Genomic DNA, 23,184 nt, shown 5'->3' with positions numbered 1-23,184 from the left:
TCCGGTGATCGGGACTTGGGGTCCGCGGGGCTCGCGGGCGCTCTTACGATCGCCGCACTCGACCCGTCGCCTGACCGGCCGCTGAGAGGACGTCATGGACCAGAGCGCTGACTATGTGGTGGTGGGGGCCGGGAGCGCCGGGTGCGTGCTGGCCAGGCGGCTGGCGGAGTCCGGGGCGAGCGTCGTCCTGGTCGAGGCGGGCGGGCCGGACCGGTCGCCGCTGGTGCGCAAGCCCGGGCTGATCGCCGTCTTCCACAACGTCCCGCAGCTCAAGAAGCGGCTGGACTGGGGGTTCTACAGCTCGCCGCAGCAGAACGCGCTCGACCGGAAGATCCCGCAGGTGCGGGGACGCGTCCTCGGCGGGTCCGGGTCGATCAACGGGATGCTGTTCGTGCGCGGGCACCGCAGGAACTACGACGACTGGGCCGCCGAGGGGTGCGAGGGCTGGGCCTTCGACGACGTGCTCGGCAGCTACAAGCGGCTGGAGAACTGGGAGGGCGGCGCCACCGACCTGCGCGGCGCGGGCGGGCCCATCCACGTGACGCGGCAGAAGGACCTCACGCCGGCGTCGCAGGCGTTCATCGAGGCGGTCGCCGACACCGTTGGAGTGAAGCGCAACGACGACTACAACGGCGCCGAGCAGGAGGGTGTCGGGATCTTCCAGCAGAGCGTCGACGGGGGGCTGCGCTACAGCTCGTCCGTCGGCTACCTGGATGACCACGGCCTGGCGAACCTGACCGTGCTGACCGGCGTGACCGTGACCCGCGTGGTGATCGAGAAGGGGCGCGCGACGGGCGTCGAGGTCGTCACCAAGAAGGGGAAGGGGACCGTCCGGGCGTCCAGGGAGGTGGTGCTGGCGGCCGGGGCGTTCGGCTCGCCGCACCTGCTGATGCTGTCCGGCGTGGGCCCGGCCGCGCACCTGCGCGAGCACGGCATCGAGGTGCGCGCCGACCTGCCGGTCGGGGACAACCTGCACGACCACATGTTCGTGCCGATGACGTTCGTCATGGACACCGCCCGCAACAAGGGCACCGCGCCCTACTTCGCCCGGGGCGTCGTCAAGGAGTGGACGCGGGGCGGGACGTGGGTGGCCCGCTCCGTCTTCGAGGCGGTCGGGTTCGTCCGCAGCGGCCAGGCCGGGGACGTCCCCGACATCCAGCTGCACGCCCTGCCGTGGTCGTACCCGTTCCCGAACCAGGACGCGCCCGTCCGGCACGCCGTCGACAAGCGGCCCGCGCTCACGGTCATGCCGACGCTGATCTACCCGAAGAGCCGCGGCACGGTCCGGCTGGCGTCGGCCGACCCGCTGGCCGCGCCGGTCATCGACCCGGGCTACCTGTCCGACCCGGACGACGCCCGGCTGCTGCTGGACGGCATCGAGCTGGTCCGCGAGGTGATGGCGGGCAAGGCCATCGCGGGGGACGTCAAGGAGGAGCTGTCGCCGGGCCCGGAGTTCCCGGACCGCGCCGCGCTGGTGAAGGAGCTGCCGAACCGCGCGACGACCGTCTACCACCCGGTCGGGTCGTGCCGGATGGGAACCGACGAGCGGGCCGTCGTCGATCCGGCGCTGCGGGTGCGCGGCGTCGAGGGACTCCGCGTCGCGGACGCGTCGATCATGCCGAGCATCACCGGGGGGAACACCAACGCCCCGAGCATGATGATCGGCGAGCACGGCGCGGCGCTGATCCTCGGCTAGGCGGGCGGCGGGAAGGACGCCACCCAGCGGCGCTGCCACGGGGTCTCGACGGCCCGCGGGTGGTGGTGCTCGCGCGTCCACGCGACGGCCTCGGCCGGGTCCAGGCCGGACAGGACGGCCAGGCAGGCGATGACGGTCCCGGTGCGTCCGACGCCGCCGCCGCAGGCGACCTCGGCGGCGGCGCCCGAGCGGGCCTTCTCGTGCAGGGCGCGGATCCGCCGGACGGCGTCGTCGCGGTCCCGGGGAAGCAGGAAGTCGGGCCACACGATCCAGGCGGACGGCCAGCGCAGGTCCGGCTCGTGCTTGCGGCGGAGGCGGCCGGAGCCCAGGTAGAGGCCGAACTCGGGCAGCGGCCCGTCCGGCAGGGGGGCGCGCAGGCCGCGGCCCCGGATCGGGGTGCCGTCCGGGAGGCGGATGGCGCCGGTGAGCGTCATCGGGTCACCTCCCGGCGGCGGGCGCGGTGGTTGGCGACGTTGAGGCGGTTCCCGCACCGCTCGGGCATGCAGTAGCGGCGCCGTCCGGCCCGGCTGGCGTCGGCGAACACCCCTCGGCAGCCGGGGGCGGCGCAGGCGCGGAAGCGCTCGTGCCCGAGCGCCCGGACGACCCCCGCCAGCGCGACGCCGATCATCGCGGCGAGCCGGTCGGCGAGCGGCGCGTCCGGGTCGGCCGGGACGTGCCACCGCCACCGCCCCGACGGGTCGCGGCGCAGGACCGGCGCGCGGCCGGCGCGCCGGGTCAGCACGGCGGCGCCCGCCACCGCCTGCTCGGCGGTCTCGGTCTCGATGATCCCGCGGACCTCGCGGCGCAGGAGCTGGACCGGGAAGACGTCCTCGGCGGACGGCCGGAGCCCGTGCCCCGCCAGCAGGGCCGCCAATGCCTCGGCGTCAGGGAGCGCCTCCGTACCGCGGACGGTCGGAGACGTACTGACCAGCTCGTTCGCCAGCTCGATGCCGGGCGTGTAGTCGGCGAGAGGGATGTGCACCCGTTCCTCCTGTAAGGGTTACAGGAGGACTATAACCCTTACCTAGCGTCGGGTGCGGTGCTCACGTCGAACTGGAGGCCGCCGTCCACCGCCGACACCTCCACGTGCGAGCCGTGCCGGAGGTCGCCCGCGAGCAGCAGATCGGACAGCTCGTCGTCCACCTCGCGCTGGATCGTGCGGCGCAGGGGGCGGGCGCCGAACTCGGGCTGGTAGCCGCGCTCGGCGAGCAGGTCCACCGCCTCCGGGGTGAAGGTCACCGTGACGTCCTGCGCGCGGAGGCGGCGGCGCGTCTCGTCCAGGAGCAGGTCGGTGATCTGGCGGAGCTGCCCGGACTCCAGCCGCCGGAAGACGATGATCTCGTCGATCCGGTTGAGGAACTCGGGCCGGAACGACTCGCGCAGCCGCCGCATGATCCGGTCGCTCAGCGCGGAGCCCTCCCCGTCGGCCGAGCCGAACCCGATCTCGGTGGTGCCGGTGATCAGCTCCGAGCCGAGATTGCTCGTCATGATCACGACGGTGTTGCGGAAGTCGACGGTGCGGCCCTGCGCGTCGGTGAGCCGGCCGTCGTCGAGCAGCTGGAGCAAGACGTTGAACACGTCCTGGTGCGCCTTCTCGATCTCGTCCAGCAGGATCACCGAGTACGGCTGCCGGCGGACGGCGTCGGTGAGCTGGCCCGCCTCCTCGTAGCCGACGTACCCGGGAGGCGCGCCCATCAGGCGGCTGACCGTGTGCCGCTCCTGGAACTCGCTCATGTCGAACCGCAGCAGCCGGTCGCGGCTGCCGAACAGCGCCTCGGCCAGCGCCTTCGCCAGCTCGGTCTTGCCGACGCCGGTCGGGCCGAGGAACAGGAACCCGCCGATCGGCCGGTCCGGATCGCCCATCCCCGCGCGGGACCGCCGGACGGCCCGCGCCACCGCCGCCACCGCGTCCTCCTGCCCGACGACGCGCTGGTGCAGGTGCTCCTCCAGCTCGACGAGGCGCTCCCGCTCGGCCTGGGTGAGCTGAGTGACGGGCACGCCGGAGATCCGGGAGACGACCTCGGCGATGTCCTCGGTGGTCACCTCGGGGACGGCCGCGGGCCCGCCGTTCTCCTCCGTCTCCGCGAGCTCCTTCTCCAGCCGGCCGATCTCGTCGCGCAGCTCGGACGCCTTCTCGTAGTCCTCGTCCGCGACGGCCTGGTCCTTCTCCCGGCGGCGCCGGTCCAGGCGCTGCTCCAGCCCGCGGCGCCCGCCGTCCCGCGTCCCGGACCGCAGCCGGACGCGGGCGCCCGCCTGGTCGATCAGGTCGATCGCCTTGTCCGGCAGGAAGCGGTCGGTGAGGTAGCGGCTGGACAGGTCGACGGCGGCGACCAGCGCCTCGTCGGTGAACCGCACCTGGTGGTGCGCCTCGTACCGGTCGCGCAGGCCGCGCAGGATCTCGATGCTGTCGTCGGCGCTCGGCTCCGGCACGAGGATCGGCTGGAACCGGCGTTCGAGCGCGGCGTCCTTCTCGATGTTGCGGCGGTACTCGTCGATGGTGGTGGCGCCCACCACGTGCAGCTCGCCGCGCGACAGCGGCGGCTTCAGCATGTTGCCCGCCGACATCGCGCCCTCCGCGCTGCCCGCGCCGACGATCGTGTGGATCTCGTCGATGAACACGACCAGCTCGTCGGCGTGCTCGCGGATCTCGTCCACGAGCTTCTTCAGCCGCTCCTCGAAGTCGCCGCGGTAGCGGGTGCCGGCGACGACGCCGCCGAGGTCGAGCTGGACGAGCCGCGTGCCGCGCAGCGTCTCCGGGACGTCGTCGTCCACGATCCGCTGGGCGAGCCCCTCGGCGATCGCGGTCTTGCCGACGCCCGGGTCGCCGATCAGCACCGGGTTGTTCTTGGTGCGCCGCGACAGCACCTCGACGGTCTCCTCGATCTCGTCCTCGCGCCCGATGACGGGATCGATGCGGCCCTCCCGGGCGAGCGCGGTGAGGTCGCGGCCGAACTCGTCCAGCGTGGGCGTGCCGGTCGGCTGCCCGCCGCCGGGCCCGCCGGGCGGCTGGCCGCCGCCCGCCGCCGCCTGCTGCAGGGAATCCGGCGTGACGTGCTCGTGGTCGAGGATCCGTCCCGCGGTGGACCCGCGGTCGAGCGCCAGCGCGAACAGCAGGTGCTCGGGCCCGATGTAGGACGAGCCGAGGGCGCGCGACACCTGGTGCGAGTCGAGCAGCGCCCGCTTGGCGGACGGGGTCAGCTCGGGCGGCACCTCCCGCGGGTCGCCGCGCCGCGCGTGCCCCTCGATCTCCGCCCTGATCTTGTCCGGGTCGGCGCCCGCCCGCGCCATCCACTGCCGCGTGCCCTGCTGCCGCGTCGCCGCCCACAGCAGGTGGTCGGTGTCCAGGTCGTGGCTGCCCCACTGCGCCGCCTGCGCGGCCGCGTCGCGCACCAGCTCGCGCGCCGGCTCGCTCATCAGCCGCGCGATGCTGATCCGCTCCATCGGGCGGCGGTGCGCCCGCGCCCCGAAGTAGCGGGCGAGCATCTCCTCGAAGGGGTCCATCCCTTCGGACCCGTACCACCCCGCGGTCATCTCAGAAACCCCCCGGTCGTCCAAGGACACGTCATAGCAACGGTCGAGTCCCTGCCCGTGCAGACTTGCCGAAAACACGAGGACGGCCTGCCGAAAGGCGGACCGGACGCGGAGCGGGGTCGTCCTGCTCCGCCCGAGGTCAGCGGTCGTTGACCGCGTCGGCGGGGCCGTTGCCCGTCCGCGCTCGGAACTCGCCGGGCGGCTCGCCGTGGACGGCCCGGAACACCCGGCTGAAGTGCGCGGCGTTCGGGAAGCCCCAGCGGGCGGCGATCGCGCTGACCGGGCGGGCCCGCAGCGCCGGGTCGAGCAGGTCGGCACGGACGCGTTCGAGCCTGCGGAGCCGGATCCACTCGGCCACGCTCGTCCCCTGCGCCTCGAACAGCGTGTACAGGTGCCGGACGGCGATGTGATGGGCCGCGGCGATGCGGCCGGGGGTCAGCCCGGGGTCGCCGAGCCGCGCGTCGATGTAGGCGTGGACGCGCAGGAGCAGGGCGCGGTGCCGGGCGTCCCGGGAGACGTCGCCGGCCCGGTCGAGGCGGGCCGCGAACACCGCGGTCAGCAGGTCGAGGGCGGCTCCGCCCAGCCGGTGCGCGGCGGCGCCCATGCCGTCGAGCTGGCCGGGCAGCTGCCGGGCCAGCGAGGAGATCAGCGCGCCGGGCCCGCCGGTGCCCGGGACGCGGGTGCCGGTGAGCGTGCCGAGGTCCCGGTCACGCAGGGGCAGCAGCGCGCGCGGGAAGACGCCGGGGTCCTGCCGTGCACCGGTCGTCAATGGTCGTGCGCCCAGTGCCAAGGACCTCCGCGCGTCCCCGCAGCAGAATCGGGCTGAACACCTACGGGGAGGCACGACCATGGATCCTGAACTCACCGCCCAGATGATGGACCTCACCACCCGGACCTGGGTGTCCCAGGCCATCAGCGTCGCCGCCGAACTGGGCGTGGCCGACACGATGGCCGACGGCCCGCGGCACGTGGACGACATCGCGCGGGCGGTCGGCGCGGACGCGGACGCGCTGTACCGCCTGCTGCGGGCGCTCGCCGACCTGGACCTGTTCCGGGAGCTGGAGGGCCGGCGGTTCGCCTCGACCCCGCTCGGCGAGGTGCTGCGCACCGGCGTCCCGGGCTCGCTCCGCGACTGGGCGATCATGACGGGGCGGCCGTTCCACCGGGAGGCGTGGACGGCGCTCGCCCACAGCGTCCGGACGGGCGAGCCGGCGTTCGAGCACGTGCACGGCGCGATGGGATTCGACCACTTCCGCGACCACCCCGCCGACGGCCAGGTGCTGAACGCCGCGATGACCGCGGTGTCCGGCCTGGTGATCGCGCCGGTCGTGGCGGCGTGCGAGTTCGAGCCCGGCTCGAAGATCGTGGACGTGGGCGGCGGGCACGGCGCCCTGCTCGCGGCGATCCTGGCCGGCGATCCGGACGCGCACGGGGTGGTGTTCGACCTGCCCCACGTCGTCGACGGCGCGGGCCGGGCCGCGGAGGACGCGGGCGTCGCCGACCGGTGCGAGTACATCGGCGGGGACTTCTTCGAGTCCGTCCCGTCCGGCGGGGACGCCTACGTGCTGTCCAACATCGTGCACGACTGGGACGACGGCAGCGCCGTGCGGATCCTCGCGAACTGCCGCGGCGCCATGAACCCGAACGGGCGGGTGCTGCTGCTGGAGGCGGTGCTGCCCGACGACATCCGTCCGTCCCGCGCCAAGTGGATCGACCTCGAGATGCTGATCATGGCGCGCGGCGCCCGGCAGCGGACCGGAGCCGAGTACGCGGACCTGCTCAACCGCGCCGGGCTGCACCTCACCCGGGTCGCCGTCGACCACGACGCCGGCGCGTTCGGCGTCATCGAGGCGGTGCCGCTCCGGATGTGACCGACACGGCCAGCCGGAACTCCCCCGGCGGCAGCCCGTAGGCGGCGCGGAACACCCGGCTGAACGCGGCCGCGTCGGCGAAGCCCCAGCGCGCGGCGATCGCGCTGACCGGTCGGTCGCGCACGTCGATCCGCCGCTGCGGGGCCGGGTCAGACGAGGCCCTGGGCCAGCATGGCGTCGGCGACGCGCTCGAAGCCGGCGATGTTGGCGCCGACGACGTAGTCGCCGGGGGCGCCGTAGCGTTCGGCGGTCTCGTAGCAGGTCGCGTGGATGTTCGTCATGATCGCCAACAGCTCCTCCTCGACCCGGGAGAAGGACCAGGCGGCGCGGCTGGCGTTCTGCCGCATCTCCAGCGCGCTGACCGCGACGCCGCCCGCGTTGGCGGCCTTGCCCGGGCCGAACGCGACGCCCGCCTCCCGGAAGGCGGCGACGGCCTCCGGCGTCGCCGGCATGTTCGCGCCCTCCGACACGGCCTTCACGCCGTTGCGGACGAGGATCGCGGCGGCGTCGGCGTCCAGCTCGTTCTGCGTCGCGGACGGCAGCGCGATGTCGGCGGGGACGTCCCACACCCGGCCGCCCGCGACGAACCGGGCCGAGGAGCCGCGCAGGTCGGCGTAGTCCGCCACCCGGCCGCGGTCGACCTCCTTGACCTTCTTGAGCAGGTCGAGGTCGATGCCCTTCTCGTCCACCACGTAGCCGCCGGAGTCGGACACCGTGATCACGTTCGCGCCGAGCTGCTGCGCCTTCTCGATCGTGTAGATCGCGACGTTGCCGGAGCCGGACACGACGATCTGCTGGCCGTCCAGGTCCTCGCCGCGGTGGCGGAGCATCTCGGCCGTGAACATGACGTTGCCGTACCCGGTCGCCTCCGTCCGGCAGGCGGACCCGCCCCAGAGCATGCCCTTGCCGGTCAGCATCCCGGCCTCCCACCGGTTGGTGACCCGGCGGTACTGGCCGAACAGGTAGCCGATCTCGCGGGCGCCGACGCCGATGTCGCCGGCGGGGACGTCGGTGTGCTCGCCGACGTGGCGGTGCAGCTCGGTCATGAACGACTGGCAGAACCGCATGACCTCCTCGTCGGAGCGGCCGTGCGGGTCGAAGTCGCTGCCGCCCTTGCCGCCGCCGATGCCGAGCCCGGTCAGCGCGTTCTTGAAGATCTGCTCGAAGCCGAGGAACTTGACGATGCCGAGGTTGACGGTGGGGTGGAAGCGGAGCCCGCCCTTGAACGGCCCGAGCGCGCCGTTGTACTCGACGCGGAAGCCGCGGTTGACGTGGATCTCGCCCCGGTCGTCCTGCCAGGGGACGCGGAACATGATCTGCCGCTCCGGCTCGATCACCCGCTCGACCAGCTTGGCGGTGGCGAGCGCGGGCCGCGCGGCCAGCACCGGGCCGAGGGACTCCAGCACCTCGTGCACGGCCTGGTGGAACTCCGGCTCACCCGGATCGCGCCTCAGCACCCTCGCGTAGGACTCCTCCAGGAGCTCCAGGGTCTCGGGCGGTGCGGGCAGGCGGGGGGCCAACGGCATGGTGAAGATCCCTTCCTCGCGTCACCTCCACTGTAAAACCTCATCTCCACCGGCCCGGACGCGCCTCGCCGCAGGTCCCGGCATGTGCACGGGCCGCGCCCGCCCTGGGTCGGGGACGCGGCCCGGCGTTCGGGGCCCCGGTCAGGCGGGGCACTTCTTCCAGGCGAAGTGGTAGGTGGTCTTGACGCTGCCGTCGGTCGAGTCGAAGGTCATGAAGCTGGTCTTGGACGGGTCCGAGGTGCCCTTGTACACCCGCAGCTCGGTGTTGATGTTGAAGTTGCGGTCCTCGCCGCACGGCTTGAAGACCAGCTCGGAGACGTCCGTCCGGTCGGAGAACTGCCAGTTGTCGGAGTAGCCGCCGCGGATCGTGTGGCTGACGGGCGTCGTCTGCGCCATGCCCTGGTGGTAGTAGTTCGCCTTCTCCATGCCGCTCGCCCCGGCCTCCAGGTGCGCGAAGCCCCGGTAGTCGGCGCCGGCGATCGCGTAGGTGAAGCCCTGCGGGACGTGCACGCCCAGGTTGATCTGGCAGTTCTTCCGGAAGTCGGTCGGGTCGGAGTTCCCGCCCGCCCGGGCCAGGTAGTCGCTGTAGGTGACGGTGAACGAGGTGTTGTCGCTCGCCGTCGCGACCGCGGCCGTCCCGGCGTGGCAGCCCGACCCGTTCACGGTCAGCACGTCGATGACGATCCGGTCGGGCGGCGGCGGATCCGCGGCGGCGGACGCGGGGGCGGCGGACAGCGGCAGCGCCAGGGCGGCCACGCACGCCGCCGCGGCGGTCAGTCGAGTTCGCATCGGGGGTTCTCCTTTACTCGGTGCCTTCTCGTCCGGCGGCCGTCACCACGGGGGGCACTTCTTCCAGGCGAAGTGGTAGGTGGTCTTGATGCTGCCGTCGGTCGAGTCCATCGACATGAAGCTGGTCTTCGCGGGGTCCGAGGTGCCCTTGAGCACGCGCAGCTCGGTGTTGACGTTGAAATTGCGCTCCTCGCCGCACGGCTTGTAGACCAGCTGCGCGACGTCGTTGGTGTCGGTGAACTGCCAGTTGTCGGCGTACTCGCCCTGGATGCTGTGCGAGACCGCGGCGGTCTGCGGCATGCCCTGGAAGTAGTAGCTCGCCTTCTCGATGCCGCCGGCGCCCGGCTCCAGCCACGCGAAGCCGCGGTAGTCGGTGGACGCGATCGCGTAGGTGAACCCCTGCGGGACGTGCACCTTCATGCTGATCTGGCAGTTCTTCCGGAAGTCCGTCGGGCCGGAGGAGCCGCCCGCCTGGGCGGTGTAGTCGCTGTAGGTGACGGTGAACGCCTCCTTGTCGTCCGACACGGCGACGGCGGCCGTCCCGGCCGGGCAGCCCGACCCGTTGACGGTCGCGATCTCGATCGTCACCCCGTCCGGTCCGGGCGCCCGCAGCGGCGCCGCGGACGCCGGCGTGGCGGACAGGACGCCCGCGGAAATTGCGGCGGCAGCGGAAACGGCAATCCCTTTACGCATGCGATTCCTCCTCGCTGGGACCTGCGCAAAGGGAGCGTAAACTTCCCAGGTCAGAAGGGTCAATCGCCGTTTTTCACTTTTCATGACCCACTGAAAACAGCAAAAGACCCTCTTCTGAACGGGCGAGAGCAGGCACATTGGAACGTCCAATGTGAAAACGGCCGGCATGGGCGCTGGAAGGAGCGTTCCATTCAACCGGCCGGGAAATTCAAGCGGCCCGTCCAGTACGCGTAGAAGGCGCGGTGTCAGCCCTTGCCGCGGTGTCAGCCCTTGCCGCGGAGGCGGTCGGCGAGGACGGCGGCCTGGCTGCGCTCGACGTCCTTGGTCGCGGTGAGGAGGGTGACGGTGCCCTCGCTCGTGAGTTCCCGCAGGTGGTCGAGCGCGGACGCGCGCTCGGGCTCGGCCAGCTCGGCGTCGTAGCGGCGGGCGAACTCCTCGAACTTCTCGGCGTCGTGCCCGTACCACTTGCGCAGCTCGGTGGACGGGGCGACGTCCTTCAGCCACTCGTCCAGCCGCGCGTCCTCCTTGGACAGCCCGCGCGGCCAGACGCGGTCGACCAGGATCCGCTTCCCGTCATCGGACGAAGGCGGCTCGTACACCCTGCGCAGTCGTACCTCCATGCCCGCACGTATACCCTCTCTGCGGCCTCGAAGCGCCCTGGGACCCGCCGGTGCCGCGCTGTGGATTCGCCCGGCACGCCGGTGCCGGAAACGCCGGGGTGGCGGTCAGCGGCCGGCGGCGGCTCGGCGGGCGAACTCCGCGGCGGCGGTGCGGCGGGCGAACTCGCCGGCGAGCGCGCGGCCGAGGACGTCGTCCTCGGGCCGGTGCCGCTCCAGGTAGGCGAGCGCCTCGGCGAGCTCTCCCGCGGTCAGCCGCCGGACCGGTTTCCCGGCCCAGCGCGGGAGCCGGGCGGCCGGCGCGGTGCGCTGCTCTGTGTTCACGGGCGGGGCCCTCTCGTCTCTGCCGGCAAAGAACCGCCGGGGCGGGCAGCGGGCGGCGCGGCGGCGGGAGCCGCGTTCGCGCCCTCGATTAGGATCGCGGCGTGCATTGGTGGAGCCAGCAGGCCTGCGAGGCGGCCGCGGAGGCCCAGGCCGCCGACCCCTCGCCCGCGAACCTCATGGCGGCCGCACAGGTGCAGGCGCTCGTCTCGATGGCGGAGGCGCTGCACCGCATCGCGGCCGCCCTGGAGGAGCGGGACGAGGCCGACGGCGCCCCGCCGCTGTCCGTCCGGCCCCGGTAGCGGCCGGCCCAGCGAAAATACCGGTGCACCCGGAAGGGGGCGCACCGGTATTTCCCGGGGTGTCACGCGTCGCTGAACGATTTGCGTTCCGTCCTGCCGTTGGCGCTCGGGGCGAGGCGGGAGGTCTTGGCCACCGACGGGCGGGCCGGGGCGGTCTCCAGCAGGTGGTCGTCCGGCGCTGGGGCGGCCTGGGCCGCCGCCTGGCCGGCGGCCGGGCGGAGCTCGTCGCGAGGCCGGTCGCGCAGCCGCCGCGCCGCCTGCCGGAGGGCGCGCTCCCCGACGAGCCGGGTCAGCTCCAGCCCCCAGCAGTCGAGCTTGTCGGCGTCGGTGAGGTCGTCGCGGCTGCTCAGCTCGGCCGCGAGGCCCCCGAGCCGCTGCGCCTCGGCGAGGTCGAACTCGCGCAGGAGGTGGCAGCACAGCTCGGCGAGGGCCGCGTGGTCGCGTTCGAACGACAGGCCCGACAGGTCGTTGTGCGACAGCCGGCTGAGCGCGCGCTTGCGCTCCAGCTCGCCGTCGGCGACCCGCAGGATGCCGCCGAGCAGGGCGACGGGGCCGGTGCCTCCGCTGTGCGCCGGGCCGAACGACATCCGCAGCACGGCCGCCGAGCCGATCCCCGCCGCGATCACCCGGACGATCATGAGGCTCGCCGGGGGCGTGGTGGGGGGCAGCCCGAACGTCCAGCCGGACGCGGTCATCGCGATCAGCGCGACGACGGACGCGCTGGCGTTGACGAAGACGAACAGCAGCCCGCCCGGGGACAGCAGGGCCGCGACGGGCTTGTCGCGGTAACGGGTGAGGAGCTCGGCGAGGCCGAGCGCGCCGCCGATCACGGCGGCGAGGAGCATCTCGATGGTCACGGGGCCGCTCCTTCAGGCGCTGCGGGCGGTGAGCCGGCCGAACGGGGACTCCTCGGACCTGCCGCGCCGCGACAGCAGGGCGGCCGGACGCTGCCGGGCGGCGAGCTCCGCGCGCTCGACCTCCAGGAAGACCAGCAGCCATTCGGCCGGTCCGGCGGCGACCCCGGTGTGCGTGCGCAGCGCCTGCTCGCGGGCGCCGAGAAAGGCCAGCAGCCATCCGGTGGGACCGGACGGCCCGGTGTTTCGAATACGTGAATGCATGGGGAGAACCATTTCGCAGGCGCTCCCCGAAGTCGACTTCCTCCGGGTCAAGTTTTCCGGCCCGGCGCCGCGGATCGGCCATTTGGCAGCACAAGGGGAAACATCCCGCATGACGCCGCGATCTCCGCTTGATTGACACGTGTCCCGGACCTTTTTCACGGCCCCGGCAATTCCTTTGCGAAGAATTCCGGTAACCCGCCGCAGGGAGATCGCTCTTGGTGCGGCGGCGCCCGCCGGACGCCGATCTTGAGAGCTGGAGCTGGGATTTCCGCGCCACGCCGCGACACGCCGCGACACGCCGCGCGGCCGAGCGGGAGGGTCCGTGAAACGGACGGAGGGGCCACTCCCCCCGAAGTGACCCCTCTCTCCCCGTTCCGCCATGCCGGCCCGGTGCGCTCACAGGACCGACCGCTCCCCCCGAAGCGGTTTCGCACCGGCCGTTCCGCGGACGTGAAGAACGTAGCGAGCACCCGCGGGAGGATCGAGGCTTTGCCCGCCCGTGTCGACGAACGGGACACCGTGTGCGACGAACGGATGACGCTCCGTCGCGGAAGCGGACTTAGCCGTCCCAAACGGGCAGGTGGAGGGCGGAGGGGCGGCTCCTGGTGCGGAGTATCTCGAAGCGGGTGCGGCGGAACGCGACGGCCCGGCCCGCGGGCTCGCCGGTGCCGGGGTTGCGGGCGAAGCGGGGGAACGCGCCGGCCGCGAGCATGACGCGCGGGCGGTGGCCGCGCCGGAAGCGGTAGGCGGTCGGGTGCATCTCGATCTCGGCGCGGACGACGCCGTCCGCCGCGATGCGCGCGATGCCGTCGGTGACGTTCCGCGAGACGCCGTCGCGGTCGACGTCGCAGAGGCGGACGAAGAGGTCGCCCTGGCCGGTGCTGGTGCGGACGTGGACCGTCGCCGAGACGGGACCGATGAGGTCGAGGTCACGGGTCAGCGGCGCCCCGGTGAGGACGACCACGTCGTCGCGGCGTTCGAGGGGCGCGTTGTCGCGCTGCCCGCCCTTGCCGGGCGACAGCAGCGGGCCTCCGACGTTCGGCGTGGGGTCGTAGGGGTCGTAGGTGAACGTGGCGGGGTCCTCGTCCGGCACGTCCCAGGTGAGGCCTTGGGAGAGATAGAGCGGCGTGGTCCGGGTCTCGGGTGGGGGCCACTGGTCGAAGTCCAGCCACGTATTGGCCTTCTGCAGGTGCAGCCTCACTCGCGCCTTGCGGAGTTGGGCCCTGTCTCCGTTGAGGTGGGCGTTCAGCCAGGACACCTGGTCGGAGAGCGTCGCGCGGAGCGCTCTGAGGTCGTGTCCCCATGGGCCGATGGTGATGCGGACGTCCCGTCCGGCCGCGTGGAGGGCGGTGAAGTCCTTGAGCTGGCGGCGCAGGAAGAGGTCCCACCAGCCCGCCACCATCGTGGTGGGCGCGGTCGTCTGCGGGACGGCGGCGCTGTGGTCGGTGCCCTCCCAGAAGCCGTCGCCTGGCTCGGCATGGGCCGCGACCTCGCGGAGGAAGGTCTCGGGACGTCCGATGGCCGCGATGTCGGCCTCGTCCAGCGGCAGGTGCCGCATCGCCTGCCGGACGCGCCTGTTGTGGAGCGGCCGCCTTCTCTCGTCCTGCGTGCCCATCAGCGACGACCAGACGAGCGTGTTGTGCAGGGCGAGCGCACCGCCCGGGTAGAAGGAACTGACGAACTCGGACGCGGTGATGCCGAGCCCCATGGCCTCCAAGGGCGGGTCCGCATAGGGCGCGGCCGCCCATTCGGCGAACCCCAGGTAGCTGGCGCCGACCATGGCGACCTTGCCGTCGCACCAGGGCTGGGCACGGAGCCACCTGAGCGTCGCCAGGCCGTCGTCCTTCTCGTCGTGGAAGGCGTGGAACTCGCCCTCAGACCCGAGGACACCGCGCACGTTCTGGACCACGACCTGGAACCCGCGCCGGGTGAGGACGCCCGCGAACAGCCGGACGGCGCCCTGCCGCTTGCCGTACGGGGTGCGGATCAGGACGGCCGGGAGCGGGCCAGCACCGCGCGGGCGGTAGAGGTCGGCGACGAGCGCGATCCCGTCCGGCATGGGGACGCGCAGGTCGCGCACGACCTCGGCGTGCGGCGACGGCGACTCGGAAAGGCCGAGGAGGCGGTCGACGAGTCGTCCCGCAACGACCATGGACGTCCCTCCCCCGTTCTCCCGGCTGCGAAGGATAGCGTCAGGAGGTGAGGAGCCGTTCGTACTCGTAGAGGATGCCGCCGAACTCTCCGGTGGGGATCTCGCAGGCGTGGCCGGGGAGCCACAGGTGTTCCAGCCGGACGGTCTGGACGTCCAGGCGCAGGTGGCAGGCGTTGCCCGTGTGTTCCCAGCCGGGACGGGCCGCGCGGAGGACCTCCAGGTGGTGCCGATGGCTCTGCAGGTCGTGGAGCAGGAACGCCGTGAGGACGTGCCGCGGCCCGTTCACCGACGCGGTGAGCTCGCTCGCGGCGGACGCCGCGGACTCCAGGTCGACACCCGAATCGGCCAGCTCCGGGAAGAACACCCTGACGCGCCGGACGACGCCGCCGATCTCGATCGGTTCGCAGGGGAGCCGCAGGACGGTCTCCGGGTCGACGTAGCCGTGCACGGGGACCCCTGCGACGACCCCCGACCACGCTCCCGGGATGGACTTGAGGAAGCGGGCCTGGGTCAGGGCGTTGCCCAGCTCGCCCATGAGGCGCTCAGGGTCGATCCCCCTCGGCATGAACGTTTTGGTGCCGCCGCGCAGGCGCGTGCCCGTCTCGTCCAGCACGGCGAGGTCGGCCCAGCACGCGCCGGAGCCGGTTCCGAGGACGCCGTGCGGCAGGCAGGCGTCCGGGTGCGGGGTCAGCCCCGCGAGGTCCTCCAGGACGGCGCGCGGCGTCTGGATCAGGCCCCAGCCCTGGGTGCGCGGCGATACCGCGCCGAGGGCGAGCGACGTGGCCACGGGCTCGCCCTCGCGGGCCTGGCCGAGGCCGCGTTCGAGGCTCCGGCGGCTCTTGAGGGCGCCGACCTCCTGGAGGTACTCGTCCAGGCACTGGCGGAGGACGGCCGGGTCGAGGTCGCAGGACGCCCATCCGGCGACGTCCCGGACGTGCACGATCGTGCCGTCGAAGTCGAGGCGGTGGTAGCGGTAGTGCTCCTGCCAGGGCCGGGCGGGGTCGCCGTTCAGCCGGCCCTGCGCGCGGGCGATCGCGGAGAGGTCCTCGCCCAGGTCGTTGATGAGGAAGTCGCGCAGCGGGGCGTGCAGGGGGTCGGTCTCCACGGCCACCCGCACGCCGTCGCTGCGGAACCTCACCGGAAGCGATAGCGCCATTCGCGTGATTATGCCGATAAGCGAAGATCATCACTGGTATGGCGGAATGTTCGTTGCGATCACCCGGGTTCGCCGGCCATGTACGGCGGCGCCGGCTCGTACTGGATGTAGCGGCGCACACAGCGCCAGCACCAGGTCCATCCCGGCCGTGACGCCGGCGGACGTCCAGCACTCCGGCCTCGGCCGGCAGGAGCGCGCCGCTGCACACCGACGCGACACCACGCGCATGCCTCCAGGCTGTCCACCCGGCGTCCATGGCGTCAACGATGGGTACCCCACCGATCGCGCCATCCGGGCGGTTCCGGGGTTGGGGTCACCCCCCACCCCGCGACAGAAAAGAGGTCCACGGAAACGCAATTTTCCGGGTTGACACTCCGGCGCGACTGTGGCTAACTCTTACGCATGAAGCTTTGATCCTTCTCCGGTCGAGCCGCCCCCGGCACCGCCGCGGGCCCACTCCCGTCGCTTCCTCGGCGCTCCCGTATCGCAGGCACACCCCTCGTGTGACCTGCGACGTCGCCGCGCACCCTCATTCCCTTTTCATCCGCCCTTTCACGGCCGAATTCATCCGTGCCCGGAGGTGGTCTCTTCATGCGTGCCATTAACAACGACCCGTTCGCCAAAAACGGAAAGAAGAAGCAGCGGCGGAAGAACTCCGACTTCAAGGCGAACCTCGCGAACAACAACCGCCGCAACGTCCGGCAGATGCCGACCCGGCAGCTCAACCGGGGCCGCTGACCGGCGTCTCCCCGTCCGTATCCCGGCCCCGGCCCCGGCCCCGCTCCGCGGCGGGCGGGGCCGGGAACTCGGCCCACACGACCGTCCGGGCGCCGTCCGCCCGGAACCCCCAGCGCTCCGCCAGCGCGTCCACGATCCGCATCCCGCGGCCGGTCTCCGCCCCGGCCTCCGGCTTGACGTGCGGGCGCCCGCCGGCCGCGCCGTCGTCGCCGACCTCCAGCCGGTACGCGCCGGCCTCGACGGCGAGGACGACCGTCACCAGCCCGCCCTCGCGCCCGGACGCGGTGTGCGCGATCGCGTTCGCGACCGTCTCGCTCGCCACCATGACCATGTCGTCCAGCGCGGGATGGCCGGCCGCCACGTTCCGGACGAAGCTCCGCGCGCACCCGACCGCCCGCCGCACGCCCGGCAGCATGATCTCGCCGATCACCACGCGGTCCCGCGTCCCTTCCACAGCACCGCCTCCCCCGCGCCGGCGGGCACCGGGCACGGGGCCCGCACCGCCCGGCACCCGGCCGGCCGCTCGCACCACGTCCTCGACGCCCACCGCGACGGCTCCTTCGCCCTCCGGAAAGTCGCCCGTCACCTCGAAGTACGGCCCGGGGCCCGCGTCCCGTTCAGGGCGGCGGCCCCGCGCGCCGCACTACCCGTCGCCGAGGACGGCGGTCAGCCGCGCGAACGCCACGACGTTGGCGCGGTAATGCCCGGCACGCGCGTCGAAGTCCCCGCCGCACGTGATCAACCGGAGGGACGGCTCCCGCGTGTCGCCGTACACGGCCCGCGAGGGGAAGCCGTCCTTGGGGAAAGTGCGGACGGCGTCCACGGTGAAGACGGCGGTGGCGCGGTCGGCGCGCAGCACGCTCACCCGCTCCCCCGGCCGGAGCCGGCCGAGCCGGTAGAACACCGACGGACCCGAGGCCGAGTCCCGATGCCCCTCGATCACCGCCGTGCCGGGCTGCCCGGGGGTGACCGAGCCCGTGTACCAGGCCGCCTCGTCCTCGTTCGGCGGCCGGGGCGGCTCCAGCGAGCCGTCCGGGCGCAGCCCGGCCCGCGCGACGGGCGAGTCGACGCCCGCGGCCGGGATGACCAGGCGGACCGGCGGGGACGCGGGGAGCCGGGCGGGCGGCACGGCTCGACGCGGAGGGGGCGAGGTCCGGGACACGGCCACCGCCCGTGCGGCGGGATCGTCCCCGGCGGCCCGGCCGTCCACCCCCGAGGCCGCCGCCACCATCGCCGCGGCCACGCAGAGGGCGGCCGCGAGCCCCCTCGCGGTCACCCCCGCGTCCGCCCTCGGCGCCGCAGGAGAAGGCGCGCCAGCAGCGCCACGGCCGCCAGCCCGGCGGCGCCGCCCAGAACCCACGCCCCCTGCACGATCTTGCTCGGCGCGTCGTGGGCCGCGGTGGACCCGGTGCCCGTCACGGCGCCGCCGTCCGGCATGGCTCTCAGGACGCCGCAGAGAACGGGCGACGTCGCAGCCAGGGAAAGCGACGGCACGAGCTCGCTCCGCTTCTTCTGGATGCGGGGGCTGAGCAGGGCCGGGTCGACCCCGTGCACCACGACGACGGCGGTGCCCGCGCGCAGCGATCGCAGCGTGGCCGCGTCCAGGGTGGTGACGCGCGTGTAGTCGGTCTCGGCCCCGGTCGGCGCGGTCTCGACGTCGGTACCGGCCTCCGCCGAAGTGCTCCCGGTGACGGACAGCGTCGTCTGGACCGGCCCGTAGAAGGGCGCGCCCTCCGTGGCGCTGACGATGCCGTCGCCGTTCTCGTCGGCGGCCATGGTGGGGCAGTCGCCCCGCCCGCCGCCGCGGATGTGCTGGAGGTGCGGGTAGGGCATGCCCTCCGACGTGCCGGTCAGCCCCTCGAAGTGCTCGTCGATCGTGGCGCGGCGGCCGTCCAGCCGCAGGGTGAGCGAGCCGGAGGCGTTCTGGTGGTTGAGCGGCTCCAGCGCGGCCTGGTAGGTGACGCTCCGGGAGGCGGTGCCGTCCGCGGCGGACGCCGGCGCGGCCATGACCGGCGTCGCGGCGGCGCAGGCGAGCACGAACCCCGCGACGCAGGCGGACGGCCGTCTGCCCTTCTTCTCCATGCCTGCCCCTTCCCCGAAGATCCCCGGCGCTGTGGGGCTGCCCCGGCGAGAACCGCACTAATACGCCGGGCGGGTACCTGAACGGCAAAGCATCCGGGCGGGCACTTCTGCGCCGGGTCATGAACATCGGCACCGTGCGGCGCACGGAAAGATCCGCGCCTCGTCCGTTGTTACGACGTGCATGAGCGAGGATCTCGGCTACGGGTGGCAGGGCGACCTGCTGGACCTGCCCGCCTATTTGAAGCGCGTCGCCCACGACGGCGACCTGGCCCCCACAGTGGAGACGCTGCGCGCCCTGCACCGGGCGCACGTCACGTCCATCCCGTTCGAGAACCTGGAGATCATGCTCGGGCGGCCGGTGGAGATGTCGCTGGACGCCGTCCAGGCGAAGCTCGTCGGCAGCCCGCGCGGCGGCTACTGCTTCGAGCACAACCGGCTGTTCGCGGCCGTGCTGGAGCGGCTCGGCTTCGAGGTGATCGCGCTGGCGGCGCGGGTGACGCTGGGCTCGCCGAAGCTCCGGCCGTCCACGCACGCGCTCCTGCACGTCCGCCCGCCGGGAGGGTCGCGGGACGAGCCCGCGTGGCTCTGCGACGTGGGCTTCGGCGCCGGGCCGCTGGAGCCTCTGCGGCTCGTCGACGGGGAGGAGGCCGTCCAGGACGGCTGGGGTTTCCGGCTTCAGCGGGGCCGCACGGTCGAGACGTGGACGCCCAGCACAGCGGGCTGGGAAATGCACCAGCGCGGCCCGGACGGATGGGTCCAGCGGCACACGTTCCCGCTGAACGAGACGTTCCGCATCGACTTCGAGGTGTTCAACTACTACGTCTCGACCAACGCGCGTTCGCCCTTCACGGCCCGCCCGTTCGTACAGAGGTTCTCGCCGGACGTCCTCCACGTGCTGGACGGGACGACCCACACCCTCACCCGCCCGGACGGCACGGTCGAGACCCGCACGCTCACCCCCGCCGACCTGCCGGCGACGCTCGCCGCCGACTTCGGCATCGTCCTCGAAGGTGAGGACGCGCCCGGCCTCGTCTCGTTCGTGCGGGACAGGAGCTAGTTCAGGTCGAGCCGGCCGAGTTCGGCGCGGCCGGCGACGCCGAGCTTCGGGTAGGCCTTGTAGAGGTGGTAGCCGACCGTCCGGGGGCTGAGGAAGAGCTGGGCGCCGATCTCCCGGTTGCTCAGGCCCGTCGCCGCCAGCCGGACGACCTGGAGTTCCTGCGGGGTGAGGCGGCCGGCGAGGACGTCCCGCCCGTCCCCGCCGTCGGTGAGGCTCTCCCCGGCGGCGCGCAGCTCGGCGCGGGCGCGCTCGACCCACGGTGCCGCGCCGAGCCGGTCGAACGCCTCCAGCGCGGAGTGCAGCCGCGCCCGCGCGTCGTTGCGGCGCCGCGACCTTCGCAGCCACTCGCCGTACAGCAGCTCGGTACGCGCCTGCTCGAACGGCGTCCCGCCCTCACGGTGCAGCTCCAGGGCACGCGAGTACAGCGCGTCAGGGTCGTCCGGGGTGAGAAGAGCGGCACAGCGCGCCGCGATGGCCTCGGCCCATGGCCGCCCTACATGCGCGGCCCACGTGCCGTACCACTCACCGGCTTCCCGCGCGCGCTCTGGAACACCGGCCCGGACGGCCGCTTCGACCAGGTCCGGCAGGGCCGCGATGGCGCCCTGCCGGTTCGGGCCCGACAGGACGTCCGAAAGGCGTTCGACGGCGGCTTCGTACCGTCCGAGGCCCAGGTCGAGAAGAGCGCGCGCCGACGCCGCGTGCACGCTGCTCGGCGGGACGCCACGCGCCAGCGCCTCCTCCGTCAGCTCGGCGCACCGGCGCTCGTCGCCGCCGATCGCGGCGAGCTGCGCCAGCACGGTGTCGAGGTAGACGCGGATCCGCTGCTGCCCGGTGTCGGCGGCGATCCGCCTGCCCTCCGAGGCGGCGGTGAGCGCGTCGCGGTGCCGGCCGAGCAGCAGGTCCGTCCGGGAGCGCAGCATCAGCACCGCGGCGAGCAGCCCGATCGAGCCCTCCTCGCGGTGGCGCCGCTCCAGCGCGGCGGCGGCCTCCGCGGCGCCCCGCAGGTCCCCGACCAGCAGATGCCACAGCCCGGCGCGGATCCGGTCGCGCGGCCCGTAGCAGGTGCCCATCGCCTCCATCAGCTCCCGCAGCGCCGCCACGCCGTCCGCGAGCTCGGCGCCGGTGGCGAGCGGCCGCTGCCCCGCGAACACCCGGCTCAGCGCCCGCAGGTGGGACGCGTTCGGGACGCCGGCGCGGACCCCCTCGGCGACGATGTCGTCCAGCGCCGCGAAGTCCCCGGCGTTGGCCGCCGCGGACGCCGCCTGGAAGTACAGGTAGCCCGACGTCTGCGGGTCGAGATCGACGACGGACGCGGCCGTCTCGGCGAACAGCCGGTAGGCGTCCCGCGTCCGGTCCTGCTCGTCGGCGAGGGAGGCCCGGGTCAGCGTCAGCTCCGCCCGTGCCACCGGATCGGGCAGGTCGGGCTCGGCGCGGGCCGCCAGCTGGACCGCCCGCTCCGGCAGGCCCGCGTCGGCCGCGGCGCGCGCCGCCGCCGCCAGCCGCCGCCCGCGCTCCGCCCGGTCCTCGCTCAGCTCGGCGGCGGCCTCGTACATCGCGGCGACGGACGCGTTGCCGCCCGCGTCGCGCTCCGTCTCGGCGGTCTTCTCCAGGAGGGCCGCGATGCGCTCCTCCGGCTCGGTGACCCCGCTGATCAGATGCCACGCGTGATGGCAGTCGTCGCCGCGCTCCCGGTACGCCTCCGCCAGCGCCCGGTGTGCCGCCAGCCGCGCGTTCAGCGGCGCCTCCTCGACGGCGGCGGTGCGGATCAGCGGATGCCGCACCTCCAGCCGCCCGTCGGCCGTCGTGCGCAGCAGCCCCGCCCGCTCGGCCGGGGCCGCGTCGTCGACGGACGCGCCGCACCGCCCCGCCGCCGCCACGATCACGCCGACGTCGCCGAGGTCGTCCGAGGCCACCAGCAGCAGGAGCCGCCGCGCCCGCTCCGGCAGCGCGGCGATCCGCTCGGCGTACGACCGGCGGATCCGCTCGTACGCCGACCCGTGGCCGCCCCGCGCCGGCAGTTCGAGCAGCGCGAGCGGGTTCCCCATCGCCGCGACCAGCACCTCCTGCTCCATCCGCCCCGGCAGCGTCGCGGTGCGCTCGGCGAGCAGCCGCCGCGCGGCGTCCCGGTCGAGGCCGCGCAGGCGCAGCTCCGGTATCCCCTCCGCGGCGAACTCCGGCGCGTCCGCGTCGCGCGCCGCGAAGATCATCGCGATCGGCTCGGCCTCCAGGCGGCGGGCGGCGAACAGCAGCGCGCCGGCGGACGGGGCGTCCATCCAGTGCGCGTCGTCGACCAGCACCAGCAGCGGGCGCTCCTCGGCCAGGTCGGACAGCAGGGTCAGCACCGCGAGCCCGACCAGGAACCGGTCGCCCTCCCCGGGCCGCCCGCCCATGTTGAGCGCCGCGCACAGCGCCAGGCCCTGCTGCTCCGGCAGGCCGCCGAAGCGGTCCGCGAACCGCCCGAGCAGCAGGTGCAGACCCGCGTACGGCATGGCGCTCTCGTTCTCGACGCCCGTCGCCCGCAGGACGCGCATGCCGTCCGCGGCGGCCGCGTGGTCGAGGAGCGCGGACTTGCCGATCCCGGCCTCGCCGCGCAGGGCGAGGGTGCCGCTGTGACCGTCACGGGCCCGGCGGAGAAGCCCGTCGATCGCGGCCAGTTCCCCGTCCCGCCCGTAAAGCATGGGGTCAGCCTACTCAGCGCCACCCGCGGCCCCGAGGGTTGAACCCCGCCCTCCGGGTATCGGCCCGTTCGAACCCAGTGGAGGAGGTCGATCATGGCCGCAGAGGCCGAGAACGTCGTGGACCTGCTGCTCGCGCAGCACGAGGAGATCCGCCGGCTTGCGTCCACGGTGGAGAAGAACCACGGGCAGGTGCGCAAGGACGCCTTCGACCGGCTGCGCGAACTCCTCGCGGTGCACGAGACCGCGGAGGAGCAGATCGTCCATCCGTTCGCGCGGCGCGCCATCGGCGACGGCTCGTCCATCGTGGACGAGCGGCTGCGGGAGGAGCACGACGCCAAGGGCGTTCTGTCGGAGCTGGAGAAGATGGACCCCGAGTCCGCCGACTTCCACGAGACGTTCGCCGGGTTCCACAAGGACCTGGAGGCGCACGCCTCGCACGAGGAGAAGGAGGAGTTCCCGCGCATCGCCCGCGAGGCGACGCCCGAGCAGATGCGGGGCATGGCCAAGGCCGTCCGGGCCGCCGAGGCGGTCGCGCCGACGCACCCCCACCAGGGCGTGGAGTCGCCCACCAAGAACTTCGCGGTCGGCCCGATGGCGTCCGTCACCGACCGCGTCCGCGACGCGATCGAGAGGATGCGCGGCTGATGGGCGACCGCAGGAACGACCAGGACAAGCCGCTCGCCGACCGGCGCGCCGAGGCGAACGCACCCCAGGAGGACGACGCCGACTTTGCCGACGAGCACGCCCCCGGCCCCACCGACCCGCCGGTCGCGGAGGCGGAGACGCCCGGCGGCGAGGACGACGGCTACAGCCCGCAGACCGAGGTCCCCTGACCTTCTGCACCGATACGAAGGCCG

The 23,184-nt window shown here is 73.5% G+C and carries 25 protein-coding genes; 7 read left to right on the top strand and 18 right to left on the bottom strand.

Annotated features, from left to right (window positions below):
* Positions 1 to 94 precede the first annotated feature (94 nt).
* A complete protein-coding gene (locus ABGB11_RS05885) occupies positions 95 to 1,696 on the top strand; it encodes a GMC family oxidoreductase N-terminal domain-containing protein (RefSeq protein WP_347629559.1) in 1,602 nt (533 codons plus the stop codon).
* Here the strand turns inward: ABGB11_RS05885 and ABGB11_RS05880 are convergent.
* The 4 genes from ABGB11_RS05880 to ABGB11_RS05865 form a co-directional block, all read right to left on the bottom strand.
* Positions 1,693 to 2,130 (bottom strand): protein-tyrosine phosphatase family protein, encoded by a 438-nt coding sequence (locus ABGB11_RS05880; RefSeq protein WP_347629557.1) that lies wholly within the window; start codon positions 2,128 to 2,130, stop codon positions 1,693 to 1,695. The genes ABGB11_RS05885 and ABGB11_RS05880 overlap by 4 nt on opposite strands.
* Positions 2,127 to 2,678: a CGNR zinc finger domain-containing protein gene (locus ABGB11_RS05875; RefSeq protein WP_347629555.1), complete on the bottom strand. Its 552-nt coding sequence runs from the start codon at positions 2,676 to 2,678 to the stop codon at positions 2,127 to 2,129. The genes ABGB11_RS05880 and ABGB11_RS05875 overlap by 4 nt, the downstream gene beginning before the upstream one ends.
* Positions 2,679 to 2,716: 38 nt before the next feature.
* The gene (locus ABGB11_RS05870) at positions 2,717 to 5,227 is read right to left on the bottom strand and encodes an ATP-dependent Clp protease ATP-binding subunit (protein ID WP_347629553.1); all 2,511 of its coding nucleotides are present in this window, start codon (positions 5,225 to 5,227) and stop codon (positions 2,717 to 2,719) included.
* 139 nt (positions 5,228 to 5,366) lie between these two features.
* Positions 5,367 to 5,996, bottom strand: coding sequence for a helix-turn-helix domain-containing protein (locus ABGB11_RS05865; RefSeq protein ID WP_347629551.1), 630 nt, complete (start codon positions 5,994 to 5,996; stop codon positions 5,367 to 5,369).
* A gap of 79 nt (positions 5,997 to 6,075) precedes the next feature.
* Between ABGB11_RS05865 and ABGB11_RS05860 the strand changes: the two genes are divergently transcribed.
* Complete coding sequence (locus ABGB11_RS05860; protein WP_347629549.1) at positions 6,076 to 7,098, top strand: methyltransferase; 1,023 nt, start codon at positions 6,076 to 6,078, stop codon at positions 7,096 to 7,098.
* Here the strand turns inward: ABGB11_RS05860 and ABGB11_RS05855 are convergent.
* The 6 genes from ABGB11_RS05855 to ABGB11_RS05830 form a co-directional block, all read right to left on the bottom strand.
* Positions 7,070 to 7,222, bottom strand: a complete 153-nt coding sequence (locus tag ABGB11_RS05855; protein WP_347629547.1) for a helix-turn-helix domain-containing protein — start codon at positions 7,220 to 7,222, stop codon at positions 7,070 to 7,072. The genes ABGB11_RS05860 and ABGB11_RS05855 overlap by 29 nt on opposite strands.
* A gap of 25 nt (positions 7,223 to 7,247) precedes the next feature.
* Positions 7,248 to 8,624: an NADP-specific glutamate dehydrogenase gene (gene gdhA / locus ABGB11_RS05850; protein ID WP_347629545.1), complete on the bottom strand. Its 1,377-nt coding sequence runs from the start codon at positions 8,622 to 8,624 to the stop codon at positions 7,248 to 7,250.
* Between the two features lie 141 nt (positions 8,625 to 8,765).
* Entirely contained in the window at positions 8,766 to 9,413 is a 648-nt protein-coding gene (locus tag ABGB11_RS05845) for a DUF4360 domain-containing protein (RefSeq protein WP_347629543.1), read from the bottom strand.
* Between the two features lie 42 nt (positions 9,414 to 9,455).
* Positions 9,456 to 10,106, bottom strand: coding sequence for a DUF4360 domain-containing protein (locus tag ABGB11_RS05840; protein ID WP_347629541.1), 651 nt, complete (start codon positions 10,104 to 10,106; stop codon positions 9,456 to 9,458).
* A gap of 263 nt (positions 10,107 to 10,369) precedes the next feature.
* A complete protein-coding gene (locus ABGB11_RS05835) occupies positions 10,370 to 10,726 on the bottom strand; it encodes a DUF488 family protein (protein WP_347629539.1) in 357 nt (118 codons plus the stop codon).
* A gap of 105 nt (positions 10,727 to 10,831) precedes the next feature.
* The gene (locus tag ABGB11_RS05830) at positions 10,832 to 11,047 is read right to left on the bottom strand and encodes a hypothetical protein (RefSeq protein ID WP_347629537.1); all 216 of its coding nucleotides are present in this window, start codon (positions 11,045 to 11,047) and stop codon (positions 10,832 to 10,834) included.
* A 101-nt stretch (positions 11,048 to 11,148) separates the two neighbouring features.
* On the opposite strand from ABGB11_RS05830, the gene ABGB11_RS05825 reads away from it, so the two are divergent.
* Positions 11,149 to 11,346 carry a hypothetical protein gene (locus ABGB11_RS05825; protein ID WP_347629535.1) on the top strand — a complete coding sequence of 66 codons (198 nt, stop codon included), beginning with the start codon at positions 11,149 to 11,151 and terminating at the stop codon, positions 11,344 to 11,346.
* 62 nt (positions 11,347 to 11,408) lie between these two features.
* Here the strand turns inward: ABGB11_RS05825 and ABGB11_RS05820 are convergent, their stop codons facing one another.
* The 4 genes from ABGB11_RS05820 to ABGB11_RS05805 all read right to left on the bottom strand — a co-directional run bounded on the left by ABGB11_RS05820 (position 11,409) and on the right by ABGB11_RS05805 (position 15,772).
* Positions 11,409 to 12,203, bottom strand: coding sequence for a hypothetical protein (locus ABGB11_RS05820; protein WP_347629533.1), 795 nt, complete (start codon positions 12,201 to 12,203; stop codon positions 11,409 to 11,411).
* A 12-nt stretch (positions 12,204 to 12,215) separates the two neighbouring features.
* Entirely contained in the window at positions 12,216 to 12,464 is a 249-nt protein-coding gene (locus tag ABGB11_RS05815) for a hypothetical protein (protein WP_347629531.1), read from the bottom strand.
* Positions 12,465 to 13,023: 559 nt separating this feature from the next.
* Positions 13,024 to 14,616 carry a CocE/NonD family hydrolase gene (locus ABGB11_RS05810; RefSeq protein WP_347629529.1) on the bottom strand — a complete coding sequence of 531 codons (1,593 nt, stop codon included), beginning with the start codon at positions 14,614 to 14,616 and terminating at the stop codon, positions 13,024 to 13,026.
* 40 nt (positions 14,617 to 14,656) lie between these two features.
* Positions 14,657 to 15,772 carry a hypothetical protein gene (locus ABGB11_RS05805; RefSeq protein ID WP_347629527.1) on the bottom strand — a complete coding sequence of 372 codons (1,116 nt, stop codon included), beginning with the start codon at positions 15,770 to 15,772 and terminating at the stop codon, positions 14,657 to 14,659.
* A gap of 591 nt (positions 15,773 to 16,363) precedes the next feature.
* On the opposite strand from ABGB11_RS05805, the gene ABGB11_RS05800 reads away from it, so the two are divergent.
* Entirely contained in the window at positions 16,364 to 16,510 is a 147-nt protein-coding gene (locus ABGB11_RS05800) for a hypothetical protein (RefSeq protein WP_347629525.1), read from the top strand.
* On the opposite strand, the gene ABGB11_RS05795 is transcribed toward ABGB11_RS05800, so the two are convergent.
* The 3 genes from ABGB11_RS05795 to ABGB11_RS05785 all read right to left on the bottom strand — a co-directional run bounded on the left by ABGB11_RS05795 (position 16,494) and on the right by ABGB11_RS05785 (position 18,592).
* Positions 16,494 to 17,057, bottom strand: coding sequence for an ATP-binding protein (locus ABGB11_RS05795; RefSeq protein WP_347629523.1), 564 nt, complete (start codon positions 17,055 to 17,057; stop codon positions 16,494 to 16,496). The genes ABGB11_RS05800 and ABGB11_RS05795 overlap by 17 nt on opposite strands.
* Before the next feature lie 96 nt (positions 17,058 to 17,153).
* A complete protein-coding gene (locus ABGB11_RS05790) occupies positions 17,154 to 17,786 on the bottom strand; it encodes a class F sortase (protein ID WP_347629521.1) in 633 nt (210 codons plus the stop codon).
* Positions 17,783 to 18,592, bottom strand: coding sequence for a hypothetical protein (locus ABGB11_RS05785; protein ID WP_347629519.1), 810 nt, complete (start codon positions 18,590 to 18,592; stop codon positions 17,783 to 17,785). The genes ABGB11_RS05790 and ABGB11_RS05785 overlap by 4 nt, the downstream gene beginning before the upstream one ends.
* A gap of 181 nt (positions 18,593 to 18,773) precedes the next feature.
* Between ABGB11_RS05785 and ABGB11_RS05780 the strand changes: the two genes are divergently transcribed.
* A complete protein-coding gene (locus ABGB11_RS05780) occupies positions 18,774 to 19,649 on the top strand; it encodes an arylamine N-acetyltransferase (protein ID WP_347629517.1) in 876 nt (291 codons plus the stop codon).
* On the opposite strand, the gene ABGB11_RS05775 is transcribed toward ABGB11_RS05780, so the two are convergent.
* Complete coding sequence (locus ABGB11_RS05775) at positions 19,646 to 22,327, bottom strand: LuxR family transcriptional regulator (RefSeq protein ID WP_347629515.1); 2,682 nt, start codon at positions 22,325 to 22,327, stop codon at positions 19,646 to 19,648. The genes ABGB11_RS05780 and ABGB11_RS05775 overlap by 4 nt on opposite strands.
* A gap of 93 nt (positions 22,328 to 22,420) precedes the next feature.
* Here ABGB11_RS05775 and ABGB11_RS05770 point away from each other — a divergent pair, with 93 nt between their 5' ends.
* Entirely contained in the window at positions 22,421 to 22,972 is a 552-nt protein-coding gene (locus ABGB11_RS05770) for a hemerythrin domain-containing protein (protein WP_347629513.1), read from the top strand.
* A complete protein-coding gene (locus ABGB11_RS05765) occupies positions 22,972 to 23,160 on the top strand; it encodes a hypothetical protein (protein WP_347629511.1) in 189 nt (62 codons plus the stop codon). The genes ABGB11_RS05770 and ABGB11_RS05765 overlap by 1 nt, the downstream gene beginning before the upstream one ends.
* The last annotated feature ends 24 nt before the right edge of the window (positions 23,161 to 23,184 follow it).

Source organism: Actinomadura sp. B10D3 (genome assembly GCF_039871695.1).
GTDB lineage: Bacteria > Actinomycetota > Actinomycetes > Streptosporangiales > Streptosporangiaceae > Spirillospora > Spirillospora madurae.
The sequence above is the reverse complement of the archived record's forward strand: the minus strand, read 5'-3'. Positions and strand labels throughout refer to the sequence as shown.

Bases quoted from the DNA above. Each gene is read 5' to 3' on its own strand.
- ABGB11_RS05785 (WP_347629519.1), bottom strand. From the start codon at position 18,592: ATGGAGAAGAAGGGCAGACGGCCGTCCGCCTGCGTCGCGGGGTTCGTG.
- ABGB11_RS05845 (WP_347629543.1), bottom strand. From the start codon at position 9,413: ATGCGAACTCGACTGACCGCCGCGGCGGCGTGCGTGGCCGCCCTGGCG.
- ABGB11_RS05810 (WP_347629529.1), bottom strand. From the start codon at position 14,616: ATGGTCGTTGCGGGACGACTCGTCGACCGCCTCCTCGGCCTTTCCGAG.
- ABGB11_RS05780 (WP_347629517.1), top strand. From the start codon at position 18,774: ATGAGCGAGGATCTCGGCTACGGGTGGCAGGGCGACCTGCTGGACCTG.
- ABGB11_RS05775 (WP_347629515.1), bottom strand. From the start codon at position 22,327: ATGCTTTACGGGCGGGACGGGGAACTGGCCGCGATCGACGGGCTTCTC.
- ABGB11_RS05885 (WP_347629559.1), top strand. From the start codon at position 95: ATGGACCAGAGCGCTGACTATGTGGTGGTGGGGGCCGGGAGCGCCGGG.
- ABGB11_RS05815 (WP_347629531.1), bottom strand. From the start codon at position 12,464: ATGCATTCACGTATTCGAAACACCGGGCCGTCCGGTCCCACCGGATGG.
- ABGB11_RS05770 (WP_347629513.1), top strand. From the start codon at position 22,421: ATGGCCGCAGAGGCCGAGAACGTCGTGGACCTGCTGCTCGCGCAGCAC.
- ABGB11_RS05800 (WP_347629525.1), top strand. From the start codon at position 16,364: ATGCGTGCCATTAACAACGACCCGTTCGCCAAAAACGGAAAGAAGAAG.
- ABGB11_RS05765 (WP_347629511.1), top strand. From the start codon at position 22,972: ATGGGCGACCGCAGGAACGACCAGGACAAGCCGCTCGCCGACCGGCGC.
- ABGB11_RS05870 (WP_347629553.1), bottom strand. From the start codon at position 5,227: ATGACCGCGGGGTGGTACGGGTCCGAAGGGATGGACCCCTTCGAGGAG.
- gdhA (WP_347629545.1), bottom strand. From the start codon at position 8,624: ATGCCGTTGGCCCCCCGCCTGCCCGCACCGCCCGAGACCCTGGAGCTC.
- ABGB11_RS05805 (WP_347629527.1), bottom strand. From the start codon at position 15,772: ATGGCGCTATCGCTTCCGGTGAGGTTCCGCAGCGACGGCGTGCGGGTG.
- ABGB11_RS05835 (WP_347629539.1), bottom strand. From the start codon at position 10,726: ATGGAGGTACGACTGCGCAGGGTGTACGAGCCGCCTTCGTCCGATGAC.
- ABGB11_RS05860 (WP_347629549.1), top strand. From the start codon at position 6,076: ATGGATCCTGAACTCACCGCCCAGATGATGGACCTCACCACCCGGACC.
- ABGB11_RS05840 (WP_347629541.1), bottom strand. From the start codon at position 10,106: ATGCGTAAAGGGATTGCCGTTTCCGCTGCCGCCGCAATTTCCGCGGGC.
- ABGB11_RS05880 (WP_347629557.1), bottom strand. From the start codon at position 2,130: ATGACGCTCACCGGCGCCATCCGCCTCCCGGACGGCACCCCGATCCGG.